This window comes from Polynucleobacter victoriensis (assembly GCF_900187875.1).
GTDB lineage: Bacteria > Pseudomonadota > Gammaproteobacteria > Burkholderiales > Burkholderiaceae > Polynucleobacter > Polynucleobacter victoriensis.
The window spans coordinates 84,048-110,371 of the sequence record NZ_FYEX01000002.1 but is presented as its reverse complement, the minus strand read 5'-3'; the positions used below and the strand labels follow the sequence as shown (position 1 = coordinate 110,371).

The 26,324-nt window shown below is 43.8% G+C and carries 30 protein-coding genes and 1 pseudogene; 25 read left to right on the top strand and 6 right to left on the bottom strand.

All coding sequences use genetic code 11. The features are described from left to right. Positions 1 to 14 precede the first annotated feature (14 nt). From soxY to CFR83_RS06775, 14 genes and pseudogenes are all read left to right on the top strand, one after another. On the top strand, positions 15 to 470 hold the full coding sequence (gene soxY / locus CFR83_RS06835; RefSeq protein WP_088813319.1) for a thiosulfate oxidation carrier protein SoxY: 456 nt from the start codon (positions 15 to 17) through the stop codon (positions 468 to 470). Between the two features lie 57 nt (positions 471 to 527). Continuing rightward, positions 528 to 839: a thiosulfate oxidation carrier complex protein SoxZ gene (soxZ, locus tag CFR83_RS06830; RefSeq protein WP_088813318.1), complete on the top strand. Its 312-nt coding sequence runs from the start codon at positions 528 to 530 to the stop codon at positions 837 to 839. 68 nt (positions 840 to 907) lie between these two features. Further along, the gene (gene soxA, locus CFR83_RS06825; RefSeq protein ID WP_088813317.1) at positions 908 to 1,708 is read left to right on the top strand and encodes a sulfur oxidation c-type cytochrome SoxA; all 801 of its coding nucleotides are present in this window, start codon (positions 908 to 910) and stop codon (positions 1,706 to 1,708) included. Between the two features lie 16 nt (positions 1,709 to 1,724). Continuing rightward, positions 1,725 to 2,330: a sulfur oxidation c-type cytochrome SoxX gene (gene soxX, locus CFR83_RS06820; protein ID WP_088813316.1), complete on the top strand. Its 606-nt coding sequence runs from the start codon at positions 1,725 to 1,727 to the stop codon at positions 2,328 to 2,330. Positions 2,331 to 2,409: 79 nt separating this feature from the next. Further along, entirely contained in the window at positions 2,410 to 4,131 is a 1,722-nt protein-coding gene (gene soxB / locus CFR83_RS06815) for a thiosulfohydrolase SoxB (RefSeq protein WP_207758580.1), read from the top strand. A gap of 10 nt (positions 4,132 to 4,141) precedes the next feature. Then, positions 4,142 to 4,825, top strand: a complete 684-nt coding sequence (locus CFR83_RS06810; RefSeq protein ID WP_088813314.1) for a hypothetical protein — start codon at positions 4,142 to 4,144, stop codon at positions 4,823 to 4,825. 41 nt (positions 4,826 to 4,866) lie between these two features. Next, positions 4,867 to 5,967: pseudogene (locus CFR83_RS06805) on the top strand (YeeE/YedE family protein); the annotation flags it as partial. 72 nt (positions 5,968 to 6,039) lie between these two features. Beyond that, positions 6,040 to 6,384, top strand: coding sequence for a protein tyrosine phosphatase family protein (locus CFR83_RS08390; protein ID WP_165765069.1), 345 nt, complete (start codon positions 6,040 to 6,042; stop codon positions 6,382 to 6,384). Positions 6,385 to 6,387: 3 nt separating this feature from the next. Beyond that, complete coding sequence (locus CFR83_RS06800) at positions 6,388 to 7,194, top strand: sulfite exporter TauE/SafE family protein (protein WP_088813312.1); 807 nt, start codon at positions 6,388 to 6,390, stop codon at positions 7,192 to 7,194. Positions 7,195 to 7,247: 53 nt separating this feature from the next. Beyond that, positions 7,248 to 7,553: a 4a-hydroxytetrahydrobiopterin dehydratase gene (locus CFR83_RS06795; protein ID WP_088813311.1), complete on the top strand. Its 306-nt coding sequence runs from the start codon at positions 7,248 to 7,250 to the stop codon at positions 7,551 to 7,553. Then, positions 7,543 to 8,022 carry a DUF2244 domain-containing protein gene (locus tag CFR83_RS06790; RefSeq protein ID WP_088813310.1) on the top strand — a complete coding sequence of 160 codons (480 nt, stop codon included), beginning with the start codon at positions 7,543 to 7,545 and terminating at the stop codon, positions 8,020 to 8,022. The genes CFR83_RS06795 and CFR83_RS06790 overlap by 11 nt, the downstream gene beginning before the upstream one ends. Before the next feature lie 9 nt (positions 8,023 to 8,031). Further along, positions 8,032 to 8,880, top strand: coding sequence for an efflux RND transporter periplasmic adaptor subunit (locus CFR83_RS06785; RefSeq protein WP_088813309.1), 849 nt, complete (start codon positions 8,032 to 8,034; stop codon positions 8,878 to 8,880). Continuing rightward, positions 8,880 to 11,972, top strand: a complete 3,093-nt coding sequence (locus CFR83_RS06780) for an efflux RND transporter permease subunit (protein ID WP_088813308.1) — start codon at positions 8,880 to 8,882, stop codon at positions 11,970 to 11,972. The genes CFR83_RS06785 and CFR83_RS06780 overlap by 1 nt, the downstream gene beginning before the upstream one ends. 33 nt (positions 11,973 to 12,005) lie before the next feature. Then, positions 12,006 to 12,428, top strand: coding sequence for an acyl-CoA thioesterase (locus tag CFR83_RS06775; RefSeq protein ID WP_088813307.1), 423 nt, complete (start codon positions 12,006 to 12,008; stop codon positions 12,426 to 12,428). Between the two features lie 42 nt (positions 12,429 to 12,470). On the opposite strand, the gene CFR83_RS08385 is transcribed toward CFR83_RS06775, so the two are convergent. Continuing rightward, on the bottom strand, positions 12,471 to 12,626 hold the full coding sequence (locus CFR83_RS08385) for a hypothetical protein (protein WP_165765061.1): 156 nt from the start codon (positions 12,624 to 12,626) through the stop codon (positions 12,471 to 12,473). A 179-nt stretch (positions 12,627 to 12,805) separates the two neighbouring features. Between CFR83_RS08385 and acnB the strand changes: the two genes are divergently transcribed. After that, positions 12,806 to 15,391 (top strand): bifunctional aconitate hydratase 2/2-methylisocitrate dehydratase, encoded by a 2,586-nt coding sequence (gene acnB / locus CFR83_RS06770; RefSeq protein ID WP_088813306.1) that lies wholly within the window; start codon positions 12,806 to 12,808, stop codon positions 15,389 to 15,391. Between the two features lie 46 nt (positions 15,392 to 15,437). After that, entirely contained in the window at positions 15,438 to 15,713 is a 276-nt protein-coding gene (locus CFR83_RS06765) for a hypothetical protein (protein WP_133062468.1), read from the top strand. An 18-nt stretch (positions 15,714 to 15,731) separates the two neighbouring features. Here CFR83_RS06765 and CFR83_RS06760 read toward each other — a convergent pair whose 3' ends face one another. After that, a complete protein-coding gene (locus CFR83_RS06760; RefSeq protein WP_088813304.1) occupies positions 15,732 to 16,127 on the bottom strand; it encodes a hypothetical protein in 396 nt (131 codons plus the stop codon). Between the two features lie 76 nt (positions 16,128 to 16,203). On the opposite strand from CFR83_RS06760, the gene CFR83_RS06755 reads away from it, so the two are divergent. Next, entirely contained in the window at positions 16,204 to 16,803 is a 600-nt protein-coding gene (locus CFR83_RS06755; protein WP_088813598.1) for an isochorismatase family protein, read from the top strand. An 11-nt stretch (positions 16,804 to 16,814) separates the two neighbouring features. On the opposite strand, the gene CFR83_RS06750 is transcribed toward CFR83_RS06755, so the two are convergent. Both CFR83_RS06750 and CFR83_RS06745 read right to left on the bottom strand, forming a co-directional pair. Further along, positions 16,815 to 16,940 carry a DUF3149 domain-containing protein gene (locus CFR83_RS06750; RefSeq protein ID WP_088813303.1) on the bottom strand — a complete coding sequence of 42 codons (126 nt, stop codon included), beginning with the start codon at positions 16,938 to 16,940 and terminating at the stop codon, positions 16,815 to 16,817. Between the two features lie 73 nt (positions 16,941 to 17,013). Further along, the gene (locus CFR83_RS06745; RefSeq protein WP_088813302.1) at positions 17,014 to 17,745 is read right to left on the bottom strand and encodes a pseudouridine synthase; all 732 of its coding nucleotides are present in this window, start codon (positions 17,743 to 17,745) and stop codon (positions 17,014 to 17,016) included. Between the two features lie 95 nt (positions 17,746 to 17,840). Between CFR83_RS06745 and CFR83_RS06740 the strand changes: the two genes are divergently transcribed. The 6 genes from CFR83_RS06740 to CFR83_RS06715 are packed head-to-tail and all read left to right on the top strand — an operon-like array spanning position 17,841 to position 21,816. Then, on the top strand, positions 17,841 to 18,986 hold the full coding sequence (locus CFR83_RS06740) for an alpha-hydroxy acid oxidase (protein WP_088813301.1): 1,146 nt from the start codon (positions 17,841 to 17,843) through the stop codon (positions 18,984 to 18,986). Positions 18,987 to 18,989: 3 nt separating this feature from the next. Next, complete coding sequence (locus CFR83_RS06735) at positions 18,990 to 19,694, top strand: SDR family NAD(P)-dependent oxidoreductase (protein WP_088813300.1); 705 nt, start codon at positions 18,990 to 18,992, stop codon at positions 19,692 to 19,694. Positions 19,695 to 19,738: 44 nt separating this feature from the next. Continuing rightward, complete coding sequence (locus CFR83_RS06730; RefSeq protein ID WP_088813299.1) at positions 19,739 to 20,185, top strand: DUF2721 domain-containing protein; 447 nt, start codon at positions 19,739 to 19,741, stop codon at positions 20,183 to 20,185. Positions 20,186 to 20,210: 25 nt separating this feature from the next. After that, on the top strand, positions 20,211 to 20,741 hold the full coding sequence (locus CFR83_RS06725; RefSeq protein WP_088813298.1) for a gamma carbonic anhydrase family protein: 531 nt from the start codon (positions 20,211 to 20,213) through the stop codon (positions 20,739 to 20,741). Between the two features lie 9 nt (positions 20,742 to 20,750). Next, a complete protein-coding gene (locus CFR83_RS06720; protein WP_088813297.1) occupies positions 20,751 to 21,101 on the top strand; it encodes a CidA/LrgA family protein in 351 nt (116 codons plus the stop codon). Further along, a complete protein-coding gene (locus CFR83_RS06715) occupies positions 21,091 to 21,816 on the top strand; it encodes an LrgB family protein (protein ID WP_088813296.1) in 726 nt (241 codons plus the stop codon). The genes CFR83_RS06720 and CFR83_RS06715 overlap by 11 nt, the downstream gene beginning before the upstream one ends. Here the strand turns inward: CFR83_RS06715 and CFR83_RS06710 are convergent. Further along, positions 21,813 to 23,093 carry an amidase gene (locus CFR83_RS06710; protein ID WP_088813295.1) on the bottom strand — a complete coding sequence of 427 codons (1,281 nt, stop codon included), beginning with the start codon at positions 23,091 to 23,093 and terminating at the stop codon, positions 21,813 to 21,815. The genes CFR83_RS06715 and CFR83_RS06710 overlap by 4 nt on opposite strands. A gap of 45 nt (positions 23,094 to 23,138) precedes the next feature. Between CFR83_RS06710 and CFR83_RS06705 the strand changes: the two genes are divergently transcribed. Beyond that, the gene (locus tag CFR83_RS06705) at positions 23,139 to 23,450 is read left to right on the top strand and encodes a DUF167 domain-containing protein (protein ID WP_088813294.1); all 312 of its coding nucleotides are present in this window, start codon (positions 23,139 to 23,141) and stop codon (positions 23,448 to 23,450) included. 309 nt (positions 23,451 to 23,759) lie between these two features. After that, on the top strand, positions 23,760 to 23,885 hold the full coding sequence (locus CFR83_RS08460; protein WP_279304985.1) for a hypothetical protein: 126 nt from the start codon (positions 23,760 to 23,762) through the stop codon (positions 23,883 to 23,885). A gap of 57 nt (positions 23,886 to 23,942) precedes the next feature. Here CFR83_RS08460 and CFR83_RS06695 read toward each other — a convergent pair whose 3' ends face one another. Then, positions 23,943 to 26,318 carry a YgiQ family radical SAM protein gene (locus CFR83_RS06695; RefSeq protein WP_088813292.1) on the bottom strand — a complete coding sequence of 792 codons (2,376 nt, stop codon included), beginning with the start codon at positions 26,316 to 26,318 and terminating at the stop codon, positions 23,943 to 23,945. Positions 26,319 to 26,324: the final 6 nt, after the last annotated feature.

Sequence of the window (26,324 nt, the reverse complement as noted above, 5' to 3'; positions counted from 1 at the left end):
AAGAAGGAGTTCGTATGAACCTAAAACGTCGTGAAGCATTGCGATTAACAGCAATCATTGGTTTGATGGCAGCAACAGGCTTGATTTCTCAAGCTGAAGCAGCTGAGTGGAATAAAGCAGCATTTGATGCAAAGTCATTGGACGATGTATTGAAGTCATTAGGTGGTTCATCAGCTGATAAATCATCAGCTATCACTATTAATGCTCCTGATATTGCAGAAAATGGTGCGGTTGTGCCAGTTGGCGTGACATCAACATTGCCAAAAACACAACAAATGGCCATTTTGGTTGAGAAAAACCCAAGCGCGCTAGCCGCTCAGTTTATTTTGACTGCTGACTCTGAAGCATTTGTAGCTTCACGTGTGAAGATGGGTCAAACATCAAACGTACACGCTTTGGTAAAAGCGGACGGTAAGTGGTATGTAACAACAAAAGAAGTTAAGGTGACTTTGGGTGGTTGTGGCGGCTAATAGCTCCCTCACACAAGATTCATTTAACTCATTAATTTGTACTGAAAGGAAATAAAAATGGCAGATCCAATGCGCGTACGTGCCCAAGAGAATGGCGGCGTAGTTGACGTTAAAGTATTGATGAAACATGACATGGAAACAGGTCAACGTAAAGATGCGTCGGGTAAAGTGATTCCTGCACATCACATCACGACTTTGACTGCAACATGTAAAGGTAAGCAAGTATTTGAAGCTCAATTTGGTCCAGCGGTTTCAAAAGACCCATTCTTGAATTTCAAGTTCAAAGGTGGTGCTAAGGGTGACACAGTGAGCATTACTTGGGTAGATAACAAAAACGACAAACGTACAGACGAAGCAAAAATTAGCTAATTTGTATGTGAATAAAACCCCGCTAATCTATCGATGAATGGCGGGGTTTTGTTTTTAGAGGAGCGAAGATGAAGATAAGAATGAAAAGTGCTTTATTAGTCTCTTTGACTGCTTTAGCTGGTCTAGCTATGGCTCAAAGTGCGACTGATGACATTGCTAAATATCGCGAGATGATTGCTGATGGCAATCCTTCTGAGTTGTATGAAGCGGCCGGTGAAGATCTTTGGAAAAAAGCCATGGGTCCTAAAAATGCCACATTAGAAAAATGTGATCTTGGTAAAGGTCCTGGTGTTGTAAAAGGTGCAGCAGCAGAACTGCCTCGCTATTTTAAAGATACTAATAAAGTTCAAGACCTTGAGTCTCGCATCATTACTTGCATGGAAAAATTGCAAGGCTATGACCCTAAAGAAATCATCAGTGCTGGCTTTGAAAAAGGTAAGCGTAAAGATGTGGAAGCAGTGGTTGCTTATGTAGTGACTCACTCTAAAGGCATGAAGATCAATGTGCCTAATAAGCACCCTAAAGAAAAAGAAATGTATGCCATGGGTGAAAAGGCCTTCTATTTCCAAGGTGGTCCAATGGACTTCTCTTGTGCATCATGTCACGGTGAAGAAGGTAAGCGTATTCGTTTACAAGATTTACCAAATATCACAACACAAAAAGGTGCGGCTTTAGGCTTTGGTTACTGGCCAGCGTACCGTGTTTCAAGCGGCAACTTTTGGACCATGCAGCGTCGTTTAAATGATTGCTACCGTCAACAACGTTTCCCTGAGCCTATTTATATCTCTGATGTAACGATTGCTTTATCTGTTTACATGGGTGTTAAGGCTAACGGTGGTGAAATGAATACACCAGGATTGAAGCGCTAAGCCGCGGGAGATACATATGAAAAAATTAAATTTATTAATTTCTGCAGCTTTGGTTGTTGCCTCAGCTTCTGCAATGGCTCAAAGTAAATTTGAGAAAGATCATGCCGCAAGTTTTAAGGCTAATGGCATTGCTGGTATGGACCGCCTAGATCGTGATGAAACACAAAAGTTTTGTTCTGATCCTGCGACCTTAGGTGGCAAGGGGGATGCAAAGAAGCGTGAAGCCATTGAGAAAGCCAACATGGCTACTATCAAGTTACCATCTGATGGTAAGTACTTGGGTGACTGGAAAGAGGGCGAGAAGATTGCTCAAAGTGGTCGCGGTGCTACTTGGACTGACAAGGCTGACACAGTGATTGGTGGCGGATGTTACAACTGCCATCAAATCAATAAGAAAGAAATTTCTCATGGCAATATCGGACCATCGTTGTGGAACTACGGCAAGATTCGTGGTAACTCAGTAGATGTTGTTCAATACACTTGGGGAAAGATTTACAACGCTAAAGCGTACAACGCATGCAGTAATATGCCTCGCCTTGGACACTTCAAGTTGTTAAATGAGGATCAAATGCGCCATGTGATGGCTCTGTTGTTAGATCCTGAATCACCAGTTAATAAGTAATTAGTGATGCATTAAAGACCGCTACTTCATCAGAATTGGCGGTCTTTTTTATTATTCAAATAAGGTTATTTTTATGTCAATGAATCGTAGAGAGTTTTTGCAAGTTTTAGCAGTTGCCTCAGCAGGTGGCATGGCTTTGAATTCTGATTATTCCAATGCTCAATCTGCAGCGAACCAGTTTTATGACTTACCTCGTTTTGGCAATGTGCACTTTCTGCATTTCACTGACTGTCATGCGCAGTTAAAGCCAATTTACTTCCGTGAGCCTGATGTGAATTTGGGTTTTGGTGCGCAGTTGGGTAAAACGCCTCACTTGGTGGGTGAGCACCTTTTAAAAGCGCACAACATTAAACCAGGTACACGCGAAGCTCATGCGTTCACGTATTTAGACTTTGAAAAAGCTGCTGCCATGTACGGTAAGGTGGGTGGTTTTGCTCACTTGGCTACGCTTGTGAAAAAGATGAAGGCTAGTCGTCCAGGTTCATTGCTATTAGATGGTGGTGATACATGGCAAGGTTCTGGCACTTCTTTATGGACCAATGGCCAAGACATGGTGGATGCCTGTTTGGCATTGGGCGTGGATATCATGACGCCTCACTGGGAGATGACTCTAGGTGAAGAGCGCGTGAAAGAGATTGTTGAGAAAGACTTTAAGGGCAAGATTTCTTTCTTGGCGCAAAACATCAAAACCAATGACTTTGGTGACCAGGTTTTTGATCCGTATGTGATTCGTGAGATGAATGGTGTGAAGGTGGCTGTGATTGGTCAGGCTTTCCCATACACCCCAATTGCTAACCCACGTTACATGGTGGCCAATTGGACTTTTGGTATTCAAGACGAGAATATGCAAAAGATGGTGAACGAAGTTCGCGCTAAAGGTGCCAAAGTAGTGGTTGTCCTATCTCACAATGGTATGGACGTTGACTTGAAGATGGCCAGTCGCGTGACGGGTATTGATGCAATCATGGGTGGTCATACGCATGATGGCGTACCAACTCCTGTGAAGGTCAAAAATGCTGGTGGCGTAACGCTTGTTACGAACGCTGGTTCAAATGGTAAATATTTGGGTGTCTTAGACTTTAAAGTTAACGGTGGCAAGGTGGCTGATTTCCGTTACAAGTTGTTGCCAGTGTTCTCAGACATGATCCCGGCCGATCCTGCTATGAACAAGTTGATCGATAAGATCCGTGCTCCATACGAAACCAAGTTGGGTGAGAAGTTGGCTGTCACAGAGGGCTTACTCTATCGTCGCGGCAACTTCAATGGTAGCTTTGACCAACTTATTTTGGATGGTTTGATGGCGGTTAAGAATGCTGAAATTGCATTTTCACCAGGTTTCCGTTGGGGTACATCCTTATTGCCAGGTCAGGCTATTACGATGGAACATGTGATGGACCAAACGGCGATTACTTACCCGTGGACCACTGTCACAATGATGAAAGGCGACATGATCAAGACTGTTTTAGAAGATATTGCTGACAATCTCTTCAATCCAGATCCTTACTACCAACAAGGTGGTGACATGGTGCGTGTTGGTGGTTTGCAATATGCAATTAATCCTACAGGTGAGGCAGGTAAGCGCATTAGCAACATGATGTTGAATGGCAAACTGATTGACCCTAATAAGACATACAAAGTAGCAGGTTGGGCTCCCGTCGCCGAAGAAGCTAAGGCTGTTGGTGGCGATCCAATTTGGGATGTGGTGGCTAAATATCTCAAAGATATCAAGACCGTTAAAGCCAAGTCTTTGAACATGCCTAAGATTGAAGGCGCCAAGGGCAACCCAGGATTTGCGGCGTAAGGAGATCTAAATGCTGAATATGACCGGTTTATCGCTAGCGCTTTCCGGTCTTATTCTTTTTTGGGCTTTTTCCAAAGATCATTGGAAAGTCTTAATTAGGCCCGAAGTTTTAAATTCAGTGCTTGGTGGAATAGTGGCATTGGGTTTGGCATGGAATATACGTGCTCATTTGCCCGGTATGGCTGAAGAAGCTTTGGTGGGTTTGTCATTCCAGTTTTTTGGAGCTTCATTACTCGTCGCTATGTATGGCCTAAGACCAGCCATTGTGATGTTGGCTGGGGTAACTACCATCGTAGCCTTAGTTAGTAGTTGGACTTTGGATCATGCCCTGCGCCAATTTTTGGTTCTTGGCGTGATGCCTGCCATGTGTGCTTGTGGAATCATGCGCTTGATCGGTGGTTGTTTACCAAAACACTTGTTCATATTCATTTTTGGTCATGGTTATGTGGCAGGTGTCTTGAGTGTCATTCTTCCGGCTGCAGCCCTCATGATTTGGCATCAAACCTTTTGGCCCGCTAGCATGGGCTTATCAATGGACATCGTTGATTGGTTTGTTGCGTTGTTGATTTTGTCTTTTACTGAGGGATCTCTTTCAGGCATGCTCTTGGCAGTGTTTGTCATTTATAAGCCTCATTGGGTGCCACGATTTAGTGACCAAGAGTATCTTAAGAGTCAAACCACAAAAATGCCATAAAATGGCAGGCTTACAAGGTTTGAGCTCTATCTATATCTAATATGCCTGAAATTGATCTAAATACTATTGCAAGTAATGTTATCTGGGCCACATTTGCGGTCACAGTGCTATTGGGTATTGTGTTGCAACAAACTCGTTTTTGCACCATGGGTGCCGTGACCGATGTGATCGTGATGGGGGAGTGGACTCGCATGCGTCAATGGTTGCTAGCGATTGGTGTGGCAATGATTGGTGTTGGCTTGATGTCCTATTTGGGTTTGATTGATACGGGTAAATCAATTTATACCGGCACAAGACTATCGTGGTTATCAACCATTGTTGGTGGTGTGATGTTTGGGTTTGGCATGGTCTTGGCCTCAGGTTGCGGCAGTAAGACCTTGATTCGGATTGGCGCTGGAAATTTGAAGTCTTTAGTGGTCTTTTTGACTTTGGCTTTATCGTCATACATGACACTCAAAGGCGTATTTGGTGTTCTAAGAGTTAACACGGTTGATACAGTATTTTTGACTTTATCAACATCGCAAGATTTGCCGAGTGTTTTGGCAGCGCAGTGGGGTGTTGCAAAAAATTCTTTGCAACTGGGCCTTGCATTAGTACTAGGTAGCGCCTTAGTAACTTTTGCGTTATCTAGAAAAGATTTTTGGAACTTCAATAATCTCTTGGCTGGCTTTGGTGTTGGAGCATCGATTCTAGCTATCTGGTGGATTTCAGGGGTGCTAGGTTATGTTGCTGAAGATCCGAACACTTTAGAAGAAGTGTTTGTAGCCACCAATAGTGGTCGCATGGAAAGCTTAACGTATGTTGCTCCTTACGCTTACGTGATTGAGTGGCTTACATTCTTTAGTGATACAAGTAAAAAAGTTACCTTAGGCATTATTTCTGTATTTGGTTTGGTGATAGGTTCATTGATTTACTCTTTAGCCACAAAGACCTTCCGTTGGGAAAGCTTCAGAAATGCTGAAGACACAGGTAATCATCTGATCGGCGGTGTGCTCATGGGCGTTGGTGGTGTGACGGCCATGGGTTGCACAATTGGTCAAGGCTTAACAGGTATCTCAACCTTGGCTATTAATTCATTCATTGCTTTTGCAGCATTTGTTGTGGGAGCAAGCTTGGCGATGAAGTATCTTCAATGGAGAATGCTTCCGCCACCATGTGAGCCTGTCGTTGCAGGCAATTCATCGACTTATCATTCAAACACTGGAGGATGTGGCATGCCGCTACAAATCGCTTGTCATACAGACCAATTTGGTACTTTGGGTCAAATTGCCCCTGAAGACGTTGCTGAGATCGCTCGTCAAGGTTACAAGAGCATTATTAATAATCGCCCAGATGGCGAGGGTGGTCCTACGCAGCCATTGAGTGCTGATGTTGAGGTGGCTGCAAAAGCTCTGGGGCTTAACTATGTTTACCTACCAGTGGTAAGTGGTCAGATCACACTGGAGCAAGCTCAAGAAATGGCGCGTTTACTAGAAACGCTACCGGGCCCTATTTTGGCATTCTGCCGCTCAGGTGCAAGATCTACTAATCTTTACATGTTGGCTCAACAGGTTGGTTAATCGTTGGATTTAACTCTGATTGGAGTGGCTCTAGGCATCTTTGTTGGGGTGCTTTTAGGGCTTACTGGCGCTGGCGGCGCCATTCTGTCTGTTCCGTTACTGGGATTTTTCCTTCACCTGAATGTGGCAGAGGCTGCGCCAATTGGTTTATTGGCAGTCTCTTTATCGGCAGGCTTAGGCGCCTACTTGGGTTTACGCTCAAAAATCATGCGCTACAAAGCAGCTATGCTGATTGCCAGTGCGGGTCTACTTTTCTCACCCATCGGTATATGGCTTGCACATCAACTGCCTAACTGGCCTTTGGTACTTATTTTTTGTTTGGTCTTATTGTTAGTTGCAAGAAATATGTGGGGACAAGCAAAACGAGAGTTAGCCGGTATTGAGGAAGAGTTAGGGCCGCCATGCATGTTGGATCAAACGATTGGAAAGTTAACCTGGACATTGCCATGTGCTAGAGCACTGGCAATGTCAGGAGCATTGGCTGGTTTCTTTTCGGGGTTGCTTGGGGTTGGCGGTGGTTTCATCATTGTTCCTGCTTTAAGAAAATTTACAGATTTACCAATGAAGTCGATTGTGGCAACGTCTTTAGGTGTGCTGACGATTGTTTCGTTTGGCGGTGTTTTGTTTTCTAATTTATACGGTTCTATGAACTGGTCTTTGGCTGCTCCTTTTGCCGGTGGTTCGGTGGTGGGATTGTTGATAGGGCGCCAAGCAGTTAAATCCATCTCGGGTCCGCGCGTTCAGCAAGCGTTTGCGATTTTTGCGCTGATGATTTCAGTGGCTATGATGATTAAGTTGATCATGACTTAAGTCGTTTGAGGCGGCCTCAAGCAAGCATCAGCGCTTGGTGATAAATTAATCACATGGCTCCATTACTAGATTTGGCTCGTCGCCAATCACTTTCAATTCAGTTACCTAGTTGGTCTGTCTTGCCAACAAGAGATGCCTTATATCGAGAGTTTATTTTTGGAGATTTTCAAGAGGCGTTTCAGTTCATGTCTCAAGTGGCAGTTATTGCTGAAGACATGAATCATCATCCAGAGTGGTTCAATGTCTGGAATAAAGTTCAGGTCACGCTCTCAACACATGATAGTGGTGGGCTGACTGAGCGAGATATTGCCTTGGCTTTGGCTATGGATCAGATTGTTAAGAGTGCCGATGAGTCTTAAAGCTAATCCAGATAGTGGTTATGTTTGGCATATGAAGCGTAATTGCTCATTCACGCCCAAGCAGGTAGGTCTTTTTTACTTATCAATGGTGTGTTTTTCATCTTTAATTGCCTCATACTTTTGGTGGCAGGGGGCTTGGATGATTCTGCCATTCACATTAACTGAGCTGTTAGTGTTGGGTATAGCGCTACTGATTTATGCCCGCCATGCCAGTGATTACGAAAAAATCAGACTTAACGGCACTGAATTCACCATTGAACTATTTCTAGGTAATCGACGAACTGTTAAGCATTGGAATGCGCCATGGGTGAGAGTCAAAGACCCTGAACCCAACTTAGATGCCAAAAAACAGCTGGTCGTTCTCGAAATGGGGCAAGAAACCATTCAAATTGGCCAGTTCATTTTTGCTGACCAACGGGCTGGTTTGGCCAAGGAGATACGCAGTGCAATCAAAGGGGTGTTGCACTAAAATCGCCAAATGAGATCAAAACTAATCACAATCCCGGCACTTTTATTATTTATTACAGTTTTAACTGCTTGTGGCAAGGGGGACAATCAAAGTCCTTTGCCTCGTTTAGTTAAAGTGGTTGTCTTAGGGCAGGCTTTAGATGCCAATCAACCAGGGCTTGCTAACAAGGATCCGGGCAGCCTTAATTTTGATGCCAGTGGCAAAGTGACAGAGGTGCTGGTTAAGCGTGGCGATCGAGTTCAAGCAGGGCAGTCTCTCGCTAGATTGATGCCCAACAGCATTTCTTCTGACTCGACTGTCTTGATTAGCTACAAAGCTGCTAAAGCAGAGTTGCAATCAGCGGAAGCTGACTTTAAACGTTACTCAGATTTAAGAGCTAAAAATTTTATTTCTGCCTCAGAGTTTGATCGTCGTGTAGCTGTTATTGAATCTGCGCGAGCTAAATACGAACAAGTCATGGAACAAATGGGATTTGTAACTTTGCGTGCAGTTGAAGCCGGTTTGTTAAATGAGTTCAACTTGGTTCAAGGTCAACAGGTTGGCGTCAAAGATGTCGTGGGCAAGATGACGGTTAACGATAAATCTGTCAAGGTTGTCACCAAGAGCAAGCAGTCAATGGTCTTGCCTATTACCGCCATACATAGCGATGGTGTGAGTGTCTATAAATTGATATTGGACCCAGACTCAAAGTCTGTTGGAACAATTGCAGCGGTTAAAGTTGAACTAGGTAAGGTAGATGATGCATCTGCAGAAGTTCTAGGTGGTTTAAGTGCGGGCGATATGGTGATTGCAACTGGTTGGCATGCCTTAAGTGTTGGTCAAAAGGTACGTATTGCCATCTCAGAAAAGGCTGAGTAATGAGCCTAGGAAAATTTAATTTATCCCGTTGGGCAATTGATAACGTTGCCATTACACGTTATCTCATGATTGCTCTGATGGTGCTGGGCATCGGGGCTTATTTTCAATTAGGGCAAGACGAAGATCCGCCATTCACATTCAGGGCGATGGTGATCAGAACAATGTGGCCTGGTGCAACTGCTGCTCAAGTGGCGGATCAAGTGACGAATAAGATTGAGAGAACGCTTCAAGAGGTTCCGAGTATCGATAAGATCCGCAGCTTCTCTCATCCAGGCGAATCTATGATTATCTTTTTTGCTAAAGATAGTACGCCTGCCAAAGATATTCCAAATCTCTTTTACACCGTTAGAAAAAAGATTGGTGACTCTAAGTCAGGTTTGCCTATCGGTGTGCATGGACCTTATTTTGATGATGACTTTGGTGATACATATGGTGTGATTTATGCCATGTCAGCCAAGGGCTATAAACCCAATGAAATAAGAGACTTCACTACGTATGTTAGACAACGTCTTTTGCAAGTAAAAGATGTGGGTAAGGTGAATATCTATGGATTGCAAGAAGAACAGGTCTATGTAGAGCTATCTCGTAAGAAGATGGCACAGTACGCTTTGTCCCCAGCAACGGTTGCACAACAATTGAATCAGCAGAACGCGATTGAAAATGGCGGTTCTGTGGAGACACAGTCATTCTCAATGCCAATTCGTGTTGGCGGACCTTTTGAGAATATTGCTGATATCAAGGCTATGCCGCTACGAACACCTTCTGGTGCATCGATACGTTTAGGAGATGTGGCCGATGTGCGTCGAGATGTTATCAATCCTGCAGAGAGCAAGGTGAGATTTCAGGGTGAAGAACTGGTTGCCTTGGGTATTTCTATGGCCAAGGGTGGTGACATCGTTAAATTAGGTGATAGCTTGAGTGCAGCGAGTAAATTGATTGAAAAGGACTTGCCAGCAGGCGTCACATTATCTTTGATTCAGGATCAACCGAATGTCGTAGCTGGATCAGTAAAAGAATTTTTAAGAACCTTGCTTGAAGCTTTAATTGTTGTTTTGGTAGTGAGTCTTTTGGCTTTGGGTTTACATAAAAATCCATGGCGCATTGACCCAAGACCTGGACTTGTAGTTGCCATCAGCATTCCTTTGGTGATGGCGGTTACTTTCTTGATCATGCACTTGTCTGGAGTTGGGTTGCATAAGATTTCATTAGGCTCGTTGATCATTGCACTGGGCTTATTGGTTGATGATGCCATCATTGTGGTGGAGATGATGGTGCGTAAACTCGAAGAGGGTTATGACCGTGTAAAGGCTGTAACCGCAGCTTACGAGTTGACTGCAATGCCCATGTTAACTGGCACACTAATTACAGCCGTTGGTTTCTTGCCAATTGGTATTGCTAAGTCTGCTGTGGGTGAATACACCTTTGCGATTTTTGCGGTGACTGCAGCAGCGCTAATTATTTCTTGGTTTGTTTCCGTCTTGTTTGTGCCATATCTTGGTTTACTACTACTCAGAAAACCTAGCCATGCCACTGCTGAGGGGTCACCCCACGAACATTTTGATACGCCTTTTTATCAACGGTTTAAGGTGGTTGTTGCTTGGTGTATTGATCATCACCGTAAAGCCATTATTGCAACGATAGCTAGTTTTGTTTTAGGTATCGTTGGTATGAGTCAGGTGCAGCAGCAGTTTTTCCCAGACTCATCACGTCCTGAGATTTTGGTAGATATCTTTTTGGCTGAAGGTGCTAGCTTTGAAGCCACTGAAGCAGCTGCCAAAAAAATTGAAGCAAAGATATTGGAGCAAAAAGGTGTTCAGTCTGTGACCATGTGGATTGGTCATGGTGCACCAAGATTTTTCTTGCCACTAGATATTATTTTTCCAAGATCAAACACTTCTCAAGCAATCATCATTGCAGATTTAGCCGAAAGAGATCGCTTGAATCGAGAGTTGCCTAGGATATTAGAAGACGTTGCTCCTGAGGCTAGGTTGCGAGTTAAGTTGTTACCTAATGGGCCACCTGTTAGTTACCCAGTTGAATTCCGTGTAACGGGTGATGATCCGATCAAATTACGGGAAGAAGCCAATCAATTGCTAGGCGTGATGCGTTCTTCAAAGTTAATTTACGGCGTCAAAGACAATTGGAATGAGAATCAACCGGTTGCAAAAATTGAGGTTGATTCAGCTAAAGCCCGTGAATTAGGTGTGCCGCCACAAGTCATTGCGCAAACTTTATCTAGTCACTTTGGTGGCGTGGTAGTGGGGCAATATCGAGAAGGCGATTTATTGGCCCCGATTGTTTTACGTCTACCAAGGTCTGAGCGTGATCATGTAAATGATCTTAACGAGACAATGTTGACCACGGTTTCTGGTCAGGCTATTCCATTGGGTAGGATTGCTCAAGTGAAGGTGGTTTGGGAGCCAGCAACTATGTGGCGCGAGAACCGTGAATACGCGATTACCGTACAAGCTGATGTGATGCCAGGTATTCAGGGGCCTACTGCTACCTCTGTGCTGTTTAAAGAGTTTCAGCCATTGATTGAAAAAATGCCTCCTGGTTACAGGGTCACGATTGGCGGCTCTGTTGAAGAGAGTTCGAAGGGGCAAGACTCGATCAATGCAGGCGTGCCAATCATGCTCTTCATCACATTTACCTTATTGGTGATTCAGTTGAAGAGTTCCTCAAGAGCTTTCTTGGTTGTTCTAACTGCACCGCTAGGTATCTCAGGGGTTGCGCTAACGTTATTGTTGTTTAACCGTCCGTTCGGTTTTGTGGCGTTACTTGGGTTCATTGCTTTGCTAGGCATGATCATGCGTAACTCGGTGATTTTGATTGATCAAATTGAGCAAGGTCGTGCTGCTGGTATTCCAGCTCGCGAAGCGATTATTCATGCTTGTGTAACGCGTTATCGCCCAATTATTTTGACTGCAGCAGCAGCGGTGCTTGCGATGATTCCGTTATCTAGAAGTGTATTCTGGGGACCGATGGCCATCGCCATTATGGGTGGCTTGATTGTTGCGACAGGTTTAACTTTATTATCTTTACCTGCGATGTACGCTGCATGGTTCAAGATTGATAAAAATACACCTTGATAATTAAACCATTGACTGACTGGACAACTGCTTATGCGCATTGAGATACCTGAAGATAAAAAATTGGTTCATGAATCAATCATTCCAGTGCGCTGGGGAGATATGGATGCGTTAGGCCATGTCAACAATGCCGTTTACTTTCGCTACATTGAGCAAGCCCGGGTTAATTGGTTAGATAGCTTTGGGCTGAAAGTTACCAAGGGTGATGCAGGTGTTGTGGTGGTCAATGCTTTTTGCAATTTCTTAAAGCAGATTGCTTATCCAGCTGATTTGCTTGTGAAGACCTATATTGCAAACCCCAGTAGAGTGGGCGTGGATACGTTCAATGTGATTTCACTGACTACCGAGCCAGATACTGTGTATGCCAATGGCGGAGCCACGATGGTTTGGGTTGATTTCATTGCTCAAAAGGCGGCAGCCTGGCCGCCAGAGATCAAAGCAAAGTTTGATCTCTAATTAATTGCCTTAATAATTGCCTTAATAATTGCGTTAAAGAAGCTATTCAGGCTTTTTGAGTAGGGACGCAAGCAGAGGATTCAGCTTTTTACCGTTTCCAGAGGTATTTTTAGCGTTTCCCTTGGGTTTTGGGGCTGAATTCTTCATTTGGTTGGCAACGGCCAATCCCGCATTCTTGTAAAGGTCTGTTTTCTTCATAAGGCATTACTTTACATCATTGATTTAAAAGCTCTTTTTATTTGACATGATTTTGTCAGGCACAGGCAAAGAAATTGAGCTAATTTCTATAGTTATGTTGCCAGTTTTGCAAGTCTTATATAAGATATAAGTCTTAGAATATTGGTTTATTTAATTGTCTAAATAGAGAGGGAAAGACTATGTTGAAAGCCTACCGTGACCATGTCGCAGAACGTGCGGCTCTAGGTATTCCGCCACTACCACTATCTGCTCAGCAGACTGGTGAGTTGATTGAGTTGCTAAAGAACCCACCAAAAGGTGAGGAAGCTACATTGGTAGAGTTGATCACGCATCGCGTTCCTGCTGGTGTGGATGACGCGGCGAAGGTAAAAGCCTCTTATTTAGCAGCAGTTGCATTTGGCAAAGAAAAAACTCCATTGATTACTCGTGAAACTGCAACACAGTTGCTAGGCACGATGCTGGGTGGTTACAACATTTCTCCTCTCATTGATTTGTTGGATGACGCTACGGTTGGTGGTATTGCTGCTGATGGTTTGAAAAAGACATTATTGATGTTTGACCAATTCCATGACGTGAAGGAAAAGGCTGATAAAGGTAATGCAAACGCTAAAGCGGTATTGCAAAGCTGGGCAGATGCTGAATGGTTCACAAGCCGTCCAGAAGTGCCACAAAGCTTAACTTTGACAGTCTTCAAAGTTACTGGCGAAACAAATACAGATGATCTATCTCCAGCGCCTGACGCATGGAGCCGTCCTGATATTCCATTGCATGCATTGGCAATGTTGAAAAACCCACGTGAAGGCATTGAGCCACAAGAGCCAGGCAAAGTAGGTCCGATCAAGCAATTGGCCGCATTGCAAGCTAAAGGCAACTTGGTAGCTTATGTTGGCGACGTGGTTGGTACAGGTTCATCACGTAAATCAGCGACTAACTCAGTGTTGTGGTTCACTGGTGAAGATATTCCATATGTACCAAACAAGCGTTTTGGTGGCGTATGTTTAGGTAGCAAAATTGCTCCGATTTTCTACAACACGATGGAAGACGCTGGTGCGTTGCCAATCGAGTTAGACGTGAGCAACATGAACATGGGTGACGTGATTGAACTACGCCCATACGAAGGCAAAGCATTAAAAGACGGCAAAGTTATTTCTGAGTTCAAAGTGAAGTCAGATGTATTGTTTGACGAGGTTCGTGCAGGTGGCCGTATTCCATTGATCATTGGTCGTGGTTTGACAGCTAAGGCACGTGAAGCTTTGGGCTTGCCAGTTTCAACATTATTCCGCTTGCCAACTAACCCAGCCGATTCTGGCAAAGGTTTCTCATTGGCGCAGAAGATGGTGGGTCGTGCATGTGGTTTACCAGAAGGCAAGGGTGTTCGTCCAGGCACATACTGCGAGCCTAAGATGACAACTGTTGGTTCACAAGATACAACAGGCCCAATGACACGTGACGAGTTGAAAGATTTGGCATGTTTAGGTTTCTCATCAGATATGGTGATGCAATCTTTCTGTCACACAGCAGCTTATCCAAAACCAGTTGACGTAAAAATGCACCATGAGTTGCCTGATTTCATCAGCACACGTGGTGGTGTTGCCTTGCGTCCAGGTGACGGTGTGATTCACTCATGGTTAAACCGTTTGTTGTTGCCTGACACTGTTGGTACAGGTGGTGACTCTCACACACGTTTCCCAATTGGTATTTCTTTCCCAGCGGGTTCTGGCTTGGTAGCGTTTGCTGCAGCAACAGGTGTGATGCCTCTTGATATGCCTGAATCAGTTTTAGTTCGTTTCAAAGGCAAAATGCAGCCAGGCGTAACATTGCGTGACTTGGTTAATGCAATTCCTTTGTATGCAATCAAGCAAGGTTTGTTGACTGTTGAGAAGAAGGGTAAGAAGAACATTTTCTCTGGCCGCATTCTTGAGATCGAAGGTTTGCCTGAGCTTAAAGTTGAGCAAGCATTTGAATTGTCTGATGCATCTGCAGAGCGTTCAGCAGCTGGCTGTACAGTTCACTTGAACAAAGAGCCAATCATTGAGTACATGAATAGCAACATCACATTGATGAAGTGGATGATTGCTAATGGTTACTCTGATGCACGTACATTAGGTCGTCGTATCAAGGCGATGGAAGCATGGTTGGCTAAGCCAGAGTTGTTAAAAGGTGATGCTGATGCTGAGTACGCTGCTGTGATTGAGATTGATTTGGCAGACATCCATGAGCCTATCGTTGCTTGCCCTAACGACCCAGATGATGTGAAGACTTTGTCTGATGTTGCTGGCGCCAAGATCGATGAAGTATTTATCGGTTCATGCATGACAAACATTGGTCACTTCCGCGCTGCTTCTAAGTTGTTAGAAGGTAAGCGTGATATTCCTGTGAAATTGTGGGTTGCTCCTCCAACAAAGATGGATGCTAAGCAATTGACTGAAGAAGGTCACTATGGCGTTTTAGGTAGTGCTGGTGCACGTATGGAGATGCCAGGTTGTTCATTGTGTATGGGTAACCAAGCTCAAGTTCGTGAAGGCGCTACTGTGATGTCAACATCAACACGTAACTTCCCGAACCGTTTGGGTAAGAACACATTCGTGTACCTTGGCTCTGCTGAGTTGGCATCTATTTGTTCTAAGTTGGGTAAGATTCCAACTAAGGAAGAGTACATGGCTGACATTGGCGTGATCAATGCAAGCAGTGGTCAAATCTACAAATACATGAACTTTGATCAAATCAAAGATTTCAGTGATGTAGCAAAGACTGTTGATGCTTAATTAGTGTCAAACATCAAAAAGGCTTCCGCAAGGAAGCCTTTTTTGTATGGAGAACAAGATGGAAGTGAATCAATTAACTGAAGAATTAAATGCTTGGGTGGCAGGTGACCAAGATACGCATATTCTTATCATGAGTTTTAGGGATGCTTGTGAGCAGGCTCGATTACCGCAAAAGTATTCTGATGTTCTAGAGGGAATCTTGTCACGCCTAGAATCATCTTCATTATTTACTGAAGAGAGTTGCTCGTTTAGTAAAAAAGATTTAGCAGCAGCTTTGAGCCTTTGGTTAGAAAAAGCTCAGCAAGCTAGTATGAAGAACTAATATGAACAAATACTAATCTTAGTAGTTTTGTTGTTTAGCGATTGTTCGTGTAGCGCTATTTAGTTTGTTCCAGTGCAGTATTGAAAATACAAACATTGGTATTAAGGCAATAAAAATAAATTGAGGTATGAAGGATGCTGCCCAGCAGCAACCCATGCCGATTCCGTAGTTGTATCCCGTATCAATTTCTTTTTGGGTGATGCCATCTCGGTACATTTGCGCAAAGCCATCTTTAATGGCTCTTAATAAAAAGAAAAACCAGATCACATTAAAGATGGGTATTAAAAGAAGCCATGCCATGCCAGGAGATTGAGTGCGATAAGGTTCGCTAATGGCAGCCAAAGTTTTACTAATCGCTCTGATGTAGAAGATAAAGGTGATGAGCGGAATGATGACTAAAAAGGCTAAAAACAAAATAGTTACTCCTTTGTTCTCTTTTTATAAGAAAATACCATGTATTCATCATAGAGAAAACTAGGTCATTATGTCTATATTGCTTTCTGCCGAAGATACACAATTGGTACTGGTTGATTATCAGGCTAAATTGATGCCGGTTATTCATCAAGCGGATGCTGTATTAGCGAATGCTAAGCGTTTGGCAAAGATTGCTCATTTACTCAAATTGCCTATTATTGGTACAGAGCAAAATCCTGAAAAATTGGGTTCAAATGATCAAGAGATCAAAGGTCTATGCCAGAAAACTTTGAACAAAATGCACTTTGGTGCGTGCGAAGATGGTTTGGTTGAATTGCTCAGAGAGCCACCCAAGCCTATGGGTAATGCCAGAAGCCTACCTAAACATATTCAGCGTAAGCAAAACACTCAAGAAGAGCGTAATACCATTGTTATCGCTGGATGTGAGGCACATGTTTGCTTATTGCAAACAGCACTGGGATTGCTAGAGGAAGAATTTGATGTGTGGGTGGTCACCGATGCTTGCGGTTCAAGAACAGAGCTTAATCGCGACGCAGCATTTGATCGTTTAGCCGGTAACGGTGCTGAACTGGTTACCACCGAAATGGTGATTTTTGAACTTCTAAGATCTTGTGAGCACCCAGACTTTAAAGCGGGTTTGAGCTTGGTTAAATAAGCTCAATTAACTTAATCAGATGTCTCTGACATTTTTTTAAGTACCACGCGTACAGCTGTAAAGCCTGCAACAATCATGAACAAGATGACTAGTAGGCTTAATTGACCTGCAAAAGAACCAAATAATTCACTTAACATGTTTCACTCCTTATAGTTAATTAGACTGTAGGAGTAAGTGCTCATAATTGCTTTGATGTATCTCAAAATACCATCAAGTTTGGTCTTGTATGCTGGTTCCAAGTTGTTTTAGATCATCAGCGTATAGCCAGCGCCATTCACCCTCGGGTAAATCTGATGGCATCGTATAGGCGCCAATAGAAGAGCGGTGTAGTCCAGCGACATGATTACCAACGGCTGCCATCATTCTTTTAACTTGGTGATAGCGGCCTTCAACAATGGTCATTGATAAGAGGCGTTCAGATTGTTGGACGCAAGCTTTAGCAAAGCAGGGCTTGGGGTCATCATCCAATACCACGCCATTTAATAAATGTTCAATTTGAGCGGTGGTGAGATCCTCTGCCGTGGTGATGTCATAAATTTTGCCGATATTCTTTTTAGGCGTAGTCATCTTGTGGATGAACTGGCCATCATCAGACATCAAAATCAGTCCTGTGGTGTCGTAATCTAGTCGACCAACACACTGAATACCCCTTTCAACCAAGGGCTGAGGCAACAAGCCATAAATGCTGGGGTGATGGCTGGTTTTGTGTGAGCACTCATAACCAATGGGTTTATTGAATGCCACATATGCTTTTTCGTGATATTCCCAGTCCTCGCCATCAACATTGAGTGTGAGGTTATCAGTAGGCACTTTCTCATCAGGGTCTTCTGCTAAGACACCATTGACCTTAACTAGCTCAGCGTAGACCAAATCACTGCAGTAGCGCCTAGTGCCAAAGCCTTGGCTGAACAGAATTTTTTCAAGAGTGAGGGGTTTTGCCATACTGCGTCAGGTATACCTATAATGGGACAAACTACATTAGACACGAAAACCATAGTTTATCTTGGCTTAATAGCCAGTAATCAAAGGAGACAATAGTGCCAGTAATTACAAATATTGAAGACTTGCGTATTTTGCATAAGAAACGCACGCCTAAAATGTTCTATGACTATGCAGATTCTGGATCATGGACAGAGTCTACCTATCGCTCGAATGAGTCAGATTTTCAAAAGATCAAGTTCCGCCAAAAGGTGGCGGTTAACATGGAGAATCGCACGACTAAGACTCAAATGATTGGTCAAGATGTGGCCATGCCTGTGGCGTTGGCGCCTACTGGTTTAACTGGCATGCAATATGCGGACGGTGAAATTTTGGCAGCCAAGGCGGCTGAGAAATTTGGTGTGCCATTTTGCTTATCGACCATGAGCATTTGTTCTATTGAAGATGTGGCAGAAAACACCACCAAGCCATTTTGGTTTCAGTTATATGTGATGAAAGATAGGGGCTTTATTGAGCGCCTGATTGAAAGAGCTAAAGCCGCTAAATGTTCAGCCCTAGTACTGACACTCGATTTGCAAATTTTGGGGCAACGCCACAAAGATTTAAAGAATGGGTTAACAGCGCCACCTAAACTCACCATTCCAAACATCTTGGACATGATGACTAAGCCAGCATGGTGTTTAGGGATGCTAGGAACTCATCGTCGCACGTTTAGAAATATTGTTGGCCATGCTACAGGTGTTGGCAATATGTCATCTTTGTCATCTTGGACTGCGGAACAGTTTGATCCAGCATTGAACTGGAGTGATGTGGAGTGGATCAAGAAGCTTTGGGGTGGTAAGTTAATCATCAAAGGTATTTTGGATGAGGGTGATGCGAGATTAGCTGTTAACTCCGGCGCTGATGCGTTGATTGTTTCAAATCATGGTGGTCGTCAGTTGGATGGTGCGGTATCTAGTATTCAGGCTCTTCCTGGAATCGTGGATGCAGTAGGTAAGGACATCGAGGTATGGATGGATGGCGGCATTCGTTCTGGGCAAGATGTTTTGAAAGCTTGGGCATTGGGTGCAAGAGGCACCATGATTGGTCGACCTTTCTTGTATGGCTTGGGTGCCATGGGTGAGGCTGGCGTAACCAAATGTTTAGAGATCATTCATAAAGAATTAGATATCACGATGGCTTTTACTGGGCATAGAGATATCAAGCAAGTGACTAAAGATATTTTGTATCCAGGCACGTTCTAATTCATGAGCTTGTTTCAATCTCCTTATAAGGCACTAGTGATTGGTGCCAGTGGTTCGATTGGCGCAGCTTTTTTAAAACGTTTGCAAGAAGATCCACTGTGTGAGACGGTGATTCCTTTAGCACGAACGTCTAATCAAGCAGACTTCATCAGTATTCATTTAGATGATGAAGATAGTATTTCGCGTGCTGCTTTGACTGTAAAAGATCAAGGACCATTTGATTTAATACTTGTGGCTACTGGTGTGTTGCATGGCGATGGTTTTATGCCAGAAAAAAGGTTGGCTGATATTGATATGAAGGTTTTGCAAGAAACCTTCACCGCCAATACCTTTGGTCCAGCCTTATTGCTTAAGCACTTTGTGCCATTGATTTCTGCTCGTGGCGTGATGGCCTTGATATCTGCCAAAGTAGGTAGTATTGAAGACACCCGTTTGGGTGGATGGTATTCCTACAGAGCCTCAAAAGCTGCCCTGAATATGCTAATTAAGACGGCATCGATTGAGTTGCGTCGACAAAAACCAGAAGCCATGGTGGTGGCTATTCATCCTGGTACAGTCATTTCAAATTTATCTCAGCCTTTCGCAGGGGGTGCTAATGCTAGACCTGCCAAGATTGCTGCAGAAGAAATGCTGGCTACCATTCAAGCATTAGAAGCAGAAGATAGCGGTCAGTTTTTTGCCTATGACGGGCAGTTACTACCTTGGTAATCACCATAAATGTCAGAAATCATAGTCTGAGGTATATTTAGTTCATGATGAACCCAAGTACATTGAGTGACAGCATTCAGTTGGCTGTTGCACCAGTTTTCTTACTTACTGCAGTGGCTGGCATGATTGGTGCCCTGACTCAGCGCCTAGCTCGTGTCATTGATCGCGCACGTGTGATACATAAAGAGATGGGTGATGCATCGCTATCAGTATCGGCGCGTACGGCCTATCAAGATGAGCTAATGAGTATTGCCAAGCGAGGCCGATTTATTAACGTGGCAATGATTTTCTTGGTGCTATGTGCACTGATGATTGGTTTAACAGTTCTAGAACTTTTCTTTGCTGAAACAACAGGTGGCAAGTTGATCTTGTCATCATTTGTTTTATATACCTTTGTTGCAGGTATTGGCTCATTCATCTTAGCCCTGGTGTCATTACTGATTGAGGTTCTAATTGCCTCTTATTCAATCCGCTGGAAGCCGCACGCTTAATCTTTACATTCATTCGGGTACATTTATGACCATATATAAATACAAAGATAAATCTCCACAAATTCACGAATCTGCTTTTGTGGCAAAAGAGGCCACGTTAATTGGTGATGTCATCTTGCATGAGGATGTGAGTATTTGGCCAAGTGTGGTGATTCGTGGGGACAATGAGCCTATTACTGTGGGTAAAGGAAGTAATGTGCAAGAGGGCACTGTGATGCACACAGACATGGGTTGCCCATTAACCTTGGCTGAGAATGTGACGGTTGGTCATCAAGCGATGTTGCATGGTTGCACGATTGGTGAAAACTCATTAATCGGTATTCAAGCCGTGGTGCTTAATCGTGCTGTGATTGGCAAGAACTGTTTGGTAGGAGCAGGTTCAGTAGTGACTGAAGGAAAAGTATTTCCTGATAACTCATTGATTCTCGGTTCTCCTGCTAAAGTTGTACGTGAGTTAACGCCAGAGGCGATTGCTGGCTTAAAAGCGAGTGCAGAAAACTACGTCGCTAAGAAAAACTTATTCAAGCAACATTTGGTTGAGTTGCCACAGGAATAAGATCTCAACATGATTTCCGGCTTAGTCCAAATACTTCTCTGGCAGGGTTTGGGAGAGCTGGTATCTCATTTTGTATTGCCCATCATCCCTGGACCTGTCCTAGGCTTAATATTTTTGTTAGTTTTTTTAATCATCAAAGGCAACGTTAATACTTCTTTAGCCTCAGTGTCAGATGCCTTTAGCCAACATTTAGGCGTTTTATTTGTTCCAGCGGCTGTTGGCGTCATATTATTTTTACCTCAGCTAAAAGCAAATGCTTTAGCCATCAGTGCTGCGCTGTTGATCAGTGTTGTTTTAACTATTGCCGTGACAGCAGTATTGTTGAGATGGTTAGCTAGAAAGGATTCTCATGAATCCTAATTCTTTGCAAATTGCTGAAATCTGGGTCTACCTATCAGGTAGTCCTTTATTTGCATTGATCATCACTCTGACTGCTTATCAAATAGGTCATTTTTGTTATCAAAAGACAGATAAATATCCTTTGGCTAATCCTGTAGCAATTGCGGTGCTCTTGGTCGCATTGTGTTTGTATTTTGTAGATATGCCGTATCAAACATATTTTGAGGGTGCGCAATTTGTCCATTTTTTACTGGGAACTGCCACAGTCTCTTTGGCGGTACCAATTTATCGAGGCATTGCTGCTTTAAAGGATAGGCTCATTCCGCTATTGATTGCGCTGGTTTGTGGCGGTGTTGTTTCGATCGTAAGTGCTGTTGCTATTGCCACGATGTTAGGTGCTGATGCTGCGATTGTTGGGGCTTTCTATCCTAAGTCTGTTACCGCCCCAATTGCAATGGGTGTGGCTGAGAGATTGGGTGTGTCACCAACTCTAACGGCTGTATTCGCGGTGGTTACTGGTATCTTGGGTGCTATGTTGGGCAGCACGATTCTTAATCTACTAGGTATGAAAGAGTGGTGGCAAAGAGGTTTTGCCATGGGAACAGCGGCGCATGGTATTGGTACATCAAGAGCCTTTGCTGTTCACCCTGAGGCCGGTACTTATGCTAGTTTAGCCATGGGTTTACATGGCATTTTGGGTGCTTTATTAATCCCGCTCTTAAAGAATTATCTTTAAGCTTGCATCAGTGCATCAGCCACTGATAAGAGTAGTGCGTCGCGACCTCTAGCCGCTACCAGTTGTACACCTACTGGCAATTGATTGGGCCCTGTATACAGTGGCAAGGTGATGCAAGGTAAGCCCATGAGTGTCCATACTCTGCAGAAAATAGGATCTCCAGTTTGGGTTAATCCTTTAGTTGCTTCACCAATTGCGCTAGGTGCAATCAATATGTCCCAGGATTCAGTTAGCAGTTGATCAATGGTGGCTCTGGCTTTTTCAGCAACGATTAAATCATTTGAATATTGCTCATAACTAATAGCAGAACCCATTTTGATTAAGCCTTTTAATTGCTGACTTAATTGTTCGGAGTGGTTATTTTGTTCAAAGGAAAAGCTGCGAGCACTTTCTGACCACATGATGCGACCTTGTAGTGCAGACATATCTTTGAAGATGGTGGGTAACTGTATTGCAGGCGCTTTGGTTTTAAAAATATCTTCGGCAAGAAGTGCCGCATGATGAATGGCTGTGATGGTCTCTGCGCTTGCCAGCTCACCATCATAGGTTAAGCATGTTGCTATGCGTGGCTTTTTCTTAATTTTGTTAATTGTTGCCAGTTGAGTGTCGCCAGACATGGCTGCAACACATAGGGCTGCATCAGAAACAGTTCTAGTAAAGCTACCTAAGGTATCGAGTGATGGCGATAAACTTTTAACGCCACCAAGACTGACTTTTCCGTAGGTGGGTTTATATCCAACTACGCCACAAAATGCTGCAGGTCTAATCACCGATCCAGCAGTTTGGCTACCTGTTGCTAGCGGGATCATGTCATCAGCGACTGCAGCGGCAGAGCCACTAGATGATCCGCCTGGGGTGTATTCGGGATTATGAGGATTGGTGGTTTTGCCACCTTTAAAAGTTGCAAACTCAGTGGTGACTGTTTTGCCTAATAACACGCCACCAGCTTGTCTCATTAAGGCAATATGGGTGGCATCACTGTTAGGGTGATTGTTTTCATATATGGCCGAGCCTAAGCGAGTAGGGAAGTCATGAGTGTCAAATAGATCTTTTGCACCAAAAGGAATGCCATGCAAGATGCCTAAATTAGTAGATCGATCTAAATATTTGGCTCTTTGGATTGCAAGATCAAAATTTGTCTCTACCCAAGCTTGCGTGATGGGTTCACGCTCACGAATTCTTTCGATGCATGAACGTATCAAATCTTCTGACTTTAATTCATTAGCTTGAATTTTTTTAGCAGCAATACTGGCTGGTAATTGGTGTAGTTCTGTCATGCGCTAATCTTACCCTTGATAAAAACTTTGTGCTCAAATACAACTATGACTGCCCAACTGCCACCCTGGTTAAAGGAAGAAAATGCCAAAACTAATACCTATGTATTGGCTCTTTATTGCCAACCCGGCGCCAAGAAGACCGAGGTTCAGGGGGAGCATGATGGCAGACTCAAAATCAGATTGGCTGCACCCCCAGTAGAGGGTAAAGCCAATGACGCTCTGATACTTTGGCTTTCAAAAACTTTGAACATTCCTCGTTCAGCAATTGAACTAATGGCTGGTGACCTAAGTCGTATGAAGCGCGTGAAAATCAGCGGCATTCAGTTGCAAGTAATCACAGAATCGCTCCAAGCCTGAGTCTCATTTATAGCCATAGTCTTGGCAGGGTAATTACTTATAAAAATAATAAGTAATTACAATCTTCTTTTAAAGGAAAGGAGATAAGGTTCAAATACTTAAAAAAGTTATTGGAGAAATCTAGCAAGGAGCAATTAGATGCTTACTCAAGATATCTACACTCATTATCTCTAGCAGCATTAATCGCAGTTGTAGGTATGCCGTTTTCTGATGTAGAAATTATCATGTTTGAGATTAAAGCGCTGGCTCTTATATTCATATCAATCATCCTGCTCATCATGGGCAGTAACTTATTGAGGGAGAGGGAAAGTGGATAGAGAAGTCTTTGGTTTTTTAATGCTAGGTGTTGTTATGTTGATTGCCAGCATCATTTATTACGTTGCATCGGCTGGAAGGGATAAAGAGAAGACAAATATAAACGACGTTGAGTCGTAAGAGTTGAGATAAAAACCCCGCAATTGCGGGGTTTTTAATTAAAGAAATTTTTGAATATTATTTTTTAACGCCACTCTTGGTTCTTGCTGTAGGTCTGGCGCTACCGCTGACTCCACTGCGTGATGGTCTGCCACCAGAGCCAACTGATCCTTTACTGCCAGCTTTAATACCAGTACCCGCCCGAGGGGGTAGTCCAGTGTGCTGAGTGAGTATTTTTCCTCTTGCTGGTTTTTGAGGAACAGAAAAGTCTCTTGGGTTGTGAGTTACTGCACTGGCACTTGGTTTACCGAATGATGAATTTTTACGACGAGGACTTTGGTATGTGCCATCAGTATTAGGTTGATAGTTTGGAATTAAGTGATGCTTACCATTGCCAATTAAATCGGCTCTACCCATTTTCTTGAGAGCCTCACGCAGTAATGGCCAATTATTGGCATCGTGATAGCGCAAGAATGCTTTGTGTAAACGACGACGTTTTTCACCGCGCACAATATCCACTGTTTCGCTATCTCTAGTTACTTTGCGCAATGGATTTTTATTGGTGTGGTACATCGCTGTGGCAGTTGCCATTGGAGACGGATAAAAGGTTTGTACCTGATCAGCTCTGAAACCATTTTTCTTAAGCCAAATCGCTAAATTCATCATATCTTCATCGCTAGTTCCTGGATGGGCTGCAATGAAATAAGGGATTAAATATTGTTCTTTACCTGCTTCTTTAGAGTATTTATCAAATAACTCTTTAAATTTGTCATAAGCGCCCATGCCAGGCTTCATCATCTTGGAAAGAGGACCTTGCTCTGTGTGCTCTGGTGCAATTTTTAGATAGCCGCCGACATGGTGAGTGACTAACTCTTTGATGTAAGCGGGTGCTTTGACGGCTAAGTCATAGCGAAGGCCTGAACCAATCAATATTTTCTTGATGCCAGGTAATGATCGAGCGCGGCGGTACAGCTGAATCAGTGGCGTGTGATCAGTATTTAAATTAGGGCAAATGTCTGGGTAAACACAAGATGGTTTGCGGCAGTGTGCCTCAATTTCTTTTGATTTACAGGCAATCCTATACATGTTGGCAGTCGGGCCACCCAGGTCAGAAATGATGCCAGTAAAGCCAGGAACTTTGTCACGAATATCTTCAATCTCTTTAATGATTGAGTTAGAAGATCTGTTTTGAATGATGCGACCTTCGTGTTCTGTGATTGAGCAGAATGTGCAACCACCAAAACAACCACGCATGATGTTGACTGAGAAGCGAATCATGTCCCATGCAGGAATCTTTGCATCACCATATGATGGGTGAGGGGCGCGAGCATAGGGTAAGTCAAATACTGAGTCCATCTCTTCTGTGGTCAGTGGAACCGCAGGAGGGTTCAACCAGACATCACGAATAGAAGCACCTTCACCATGTTGCTGCACCAATGCTCGTGCATTGCCGGGGTTTGTTTCTAGATGCAATACGCGATTGGCATGGGCATAGAGTACTGGATCTCGTTTGACTGCTTCATAGCTTGGTAGGCGAATAACTGTTGTATCGCGCTCTAGTCGTTTTTTTGCTGTTGGAACAACTGTAATGGGTTGCTCGCTTGAGGCTGACTCATCAAGAGTCCCCTCTGTTTTTTTACAGCTACTGCCTTGTTCTTTAGCTTGTTCATCTGGTGTTAGATAGGGATTGATGGGGGCATCAATCACACCAGGAACATCCACCGTGCTTGAATCAATTTCAGTAAAGTTGGGAGCAGGGTGGCGTCTAACGAATGCTGTTCCACGAATATCATTAATGTCACTGATTGATTCGCCCTTAGCTAGGCGATGAGCGATTTCAACAACGGCTCTCTCGGCATTACCGTATAACAAGATGTCGGCTTTGGCATCAATCAAAATGGAGCGACGCACTTTGTCTTGCCAATAGTCATAATGAGCAATGCGACGCAGTGATGCTTCAATGCCACCCATCACAATTGGCACATCAGAGTAAGCTTCTTTGCAGCGTTGTGCGTATACCAATGAGCAACGGTCTGGGCGTTTGCCACCAACACCGCCGGGTGTGTATGCGTCGTCACTGCGCACTTTGCGATCAGCCGTGTAACGGTTGATCATGGAATCCATGTTGCCCGCTGCTACACCAAAAAATAAATTAGGTTTACCAAGTACTTTAAATGGATCGGCTGATTGCCAATCGGGTTGAGCAATGATGCCAACTCTGAAGCCTTGTGCTTCGAGTAGACGACCAATGATTGCCATACCAAAACTAGGGTGATCTACATAGGCATCACCAGTCACAATAATGATGTCGCAACTATCCCAGCCAAGCTTATCCATCTCCGCTTTACTCATCGGCAAGAATGGGGATGTGCCAAAGCACTCTGCCCAATATTTAGGGTATGAGTCTAGCTTTGGAGAGCTCGGAATGAGCGAGGGATTGAAAGGTGCATTCACGGGCGC

Coding starts and splice junctions, on each gene's coding strand:
- soxY (WP_088813319.1), top strand. CDS start 15: ATGAACCTAAAACGTCGTGAAGCATTGCGATTAACAGCAATCATTGGT.
- soxZ (WP_088813318.1), top strand. CDS start 528: ATGGCAGATCCAATGCGCGTACGTGCCCAAGAGAATGGCGGCGTAGTT.
- soxA (WP_088813317.1), top strand. CDS start 908: ATGAAGATAAGAATGAAAAGTGCTTTATTAGTCTCTTTGACTGCTTTA.
- soxX (WP_088813316.1), top strand. CDS start 1,725: ATGAAAAAATTAAATTTATTAATTTCTGCAGCTTTGGTTGTTGCCTCA.
- soxB (WP_207758580.1), top strand. CDS start 2,410: ATGAATCGTAGAGAGTTTTTGCAAGTTTTAGCAGTTGCCTCAGCAGGT.
- CFR83_RS06810 (WP_088813314.1), top strand. CDS start 4,142: ATGCTGAATATGACCGGTTTATCGCTAGCGCTTTCCGGTCTTATTCTT.
- CFR83_RS08390 (WP_165765069.1), top strand. CDS start 6,040: ATGCCGCTACAAATCGCTTGTCATACAGACCAATTTGGTACTTTGGGT.
- CFR83_RS06795 (WP_088813311.1), top strand. CDS start 7,248: ATGGCTCCATTACTAGATTTGGCTCGTCGCCAATCACTTTCAATTCAG.
- CFR83_RS06790 (WP_088813310.1), top strand. CDS start 7,543: ATGAGTCTTAAAGCTAATCCAGATAGTGGTTATGTTTGGCATATGAAG.
- CFR83_RS06785 (WP_088813309.1), top strand. CDS start 8,032: ATGAGATCAAAACTAATCACAATCCCGGCACTTTTATTATTTATTACA.
- CFR83_RS06780 (WP_088813308.1), top strand. CDS start 8,880: ATGAGCCTAGGAAAATTTAATTTATCCCGTTGGGCAATTGATAACGTT.
- CFR83_RS06775 (WP_088813307.1), top strand. CDS start 12,006: ATGCGCATTGAGATACCTGAAGATAAAAAATTGGTTCATGAATCAATC.
- CFR83_RS08385 (WP_165765061.1), bottom strand. CDS start 12,626: ATGAAGAAAACAGACCTTTACAAGAATGCGGGATTGGCCGTTGCCAAC.
- acnB (WP_088813306.1), top strand. CDS start 12,806: ATGTTGAAAGCCTACCGTGACCATGTCGCAGAACGTGCGGCTCTAGGT.
- CFR83_RS06765 (WP_133062468.1), top strand. CDS start 15,438: ATGGAGAACAAGATGGAAGTGAATCAATTAACTGAAGAATTAAATGCT.
- CFR83_RS06750 (WP_088813303.1), bottom strand. CDS start 16,940: ATGTTAAGTGAATTATTTGGTTCTTTTGCAGGTCAATTAAGCCTACTA.
- CFR83_RS06745 (WP_088813302.1), bottom strand. CDS start 17,745: ATGGCAAAACCCCTCACTCTTGAAAAAATTCTGTTCAGCCAAGGCTTT.
- CFR83_RS06735 (WP_088813300.1), top strand. CDS start 18,990: ATGAGCTTGTTTCAATCTCCTTATAAGGCACTAGTGATTGGTGCCAGT.
- CFR83_RS06730 (WP_088813299.1), top strand. CDS start 19,739: ATGATGAACCCAAGTACATTGAGTGACAGCATTCAGTTGGCTGTTGCA.
- CFR83_RS06725 (WP_088813298.1), top strand. CDS start 20,211: ATGACCATATATAAATACAAAGATAAATCTCCACAAATTCACGAATCT.
- CFR83_RS06720 (WP_088813297.1), top strand. CDS start 20,751: ATGATTTCCGGCTTAGTCCAAATACTTCTCTGGCAGGGTTTGGGAGAG.
- CFR83_RS06715 (WP_088813296.1), top strand. CDS start 21,091: ATGAATCCTAATTCTTTGCAAATTGCTGAAATCTGGGTCTACCTATCA.
- CFR83_RS06710 (WP_088813295.1), bottom strand. CDS start 23,093: ATGACAGAACTACACCAATTACCAGCCAGTATTGCTGCTAAAAAAATT.
- CFR83_RS06705 (WP_088813294.1), top strand. CDS start 23,139: ATGACTGCCCAACTGCCACCCTGGTTAAAGGAAGAAAATGCCAAAACT.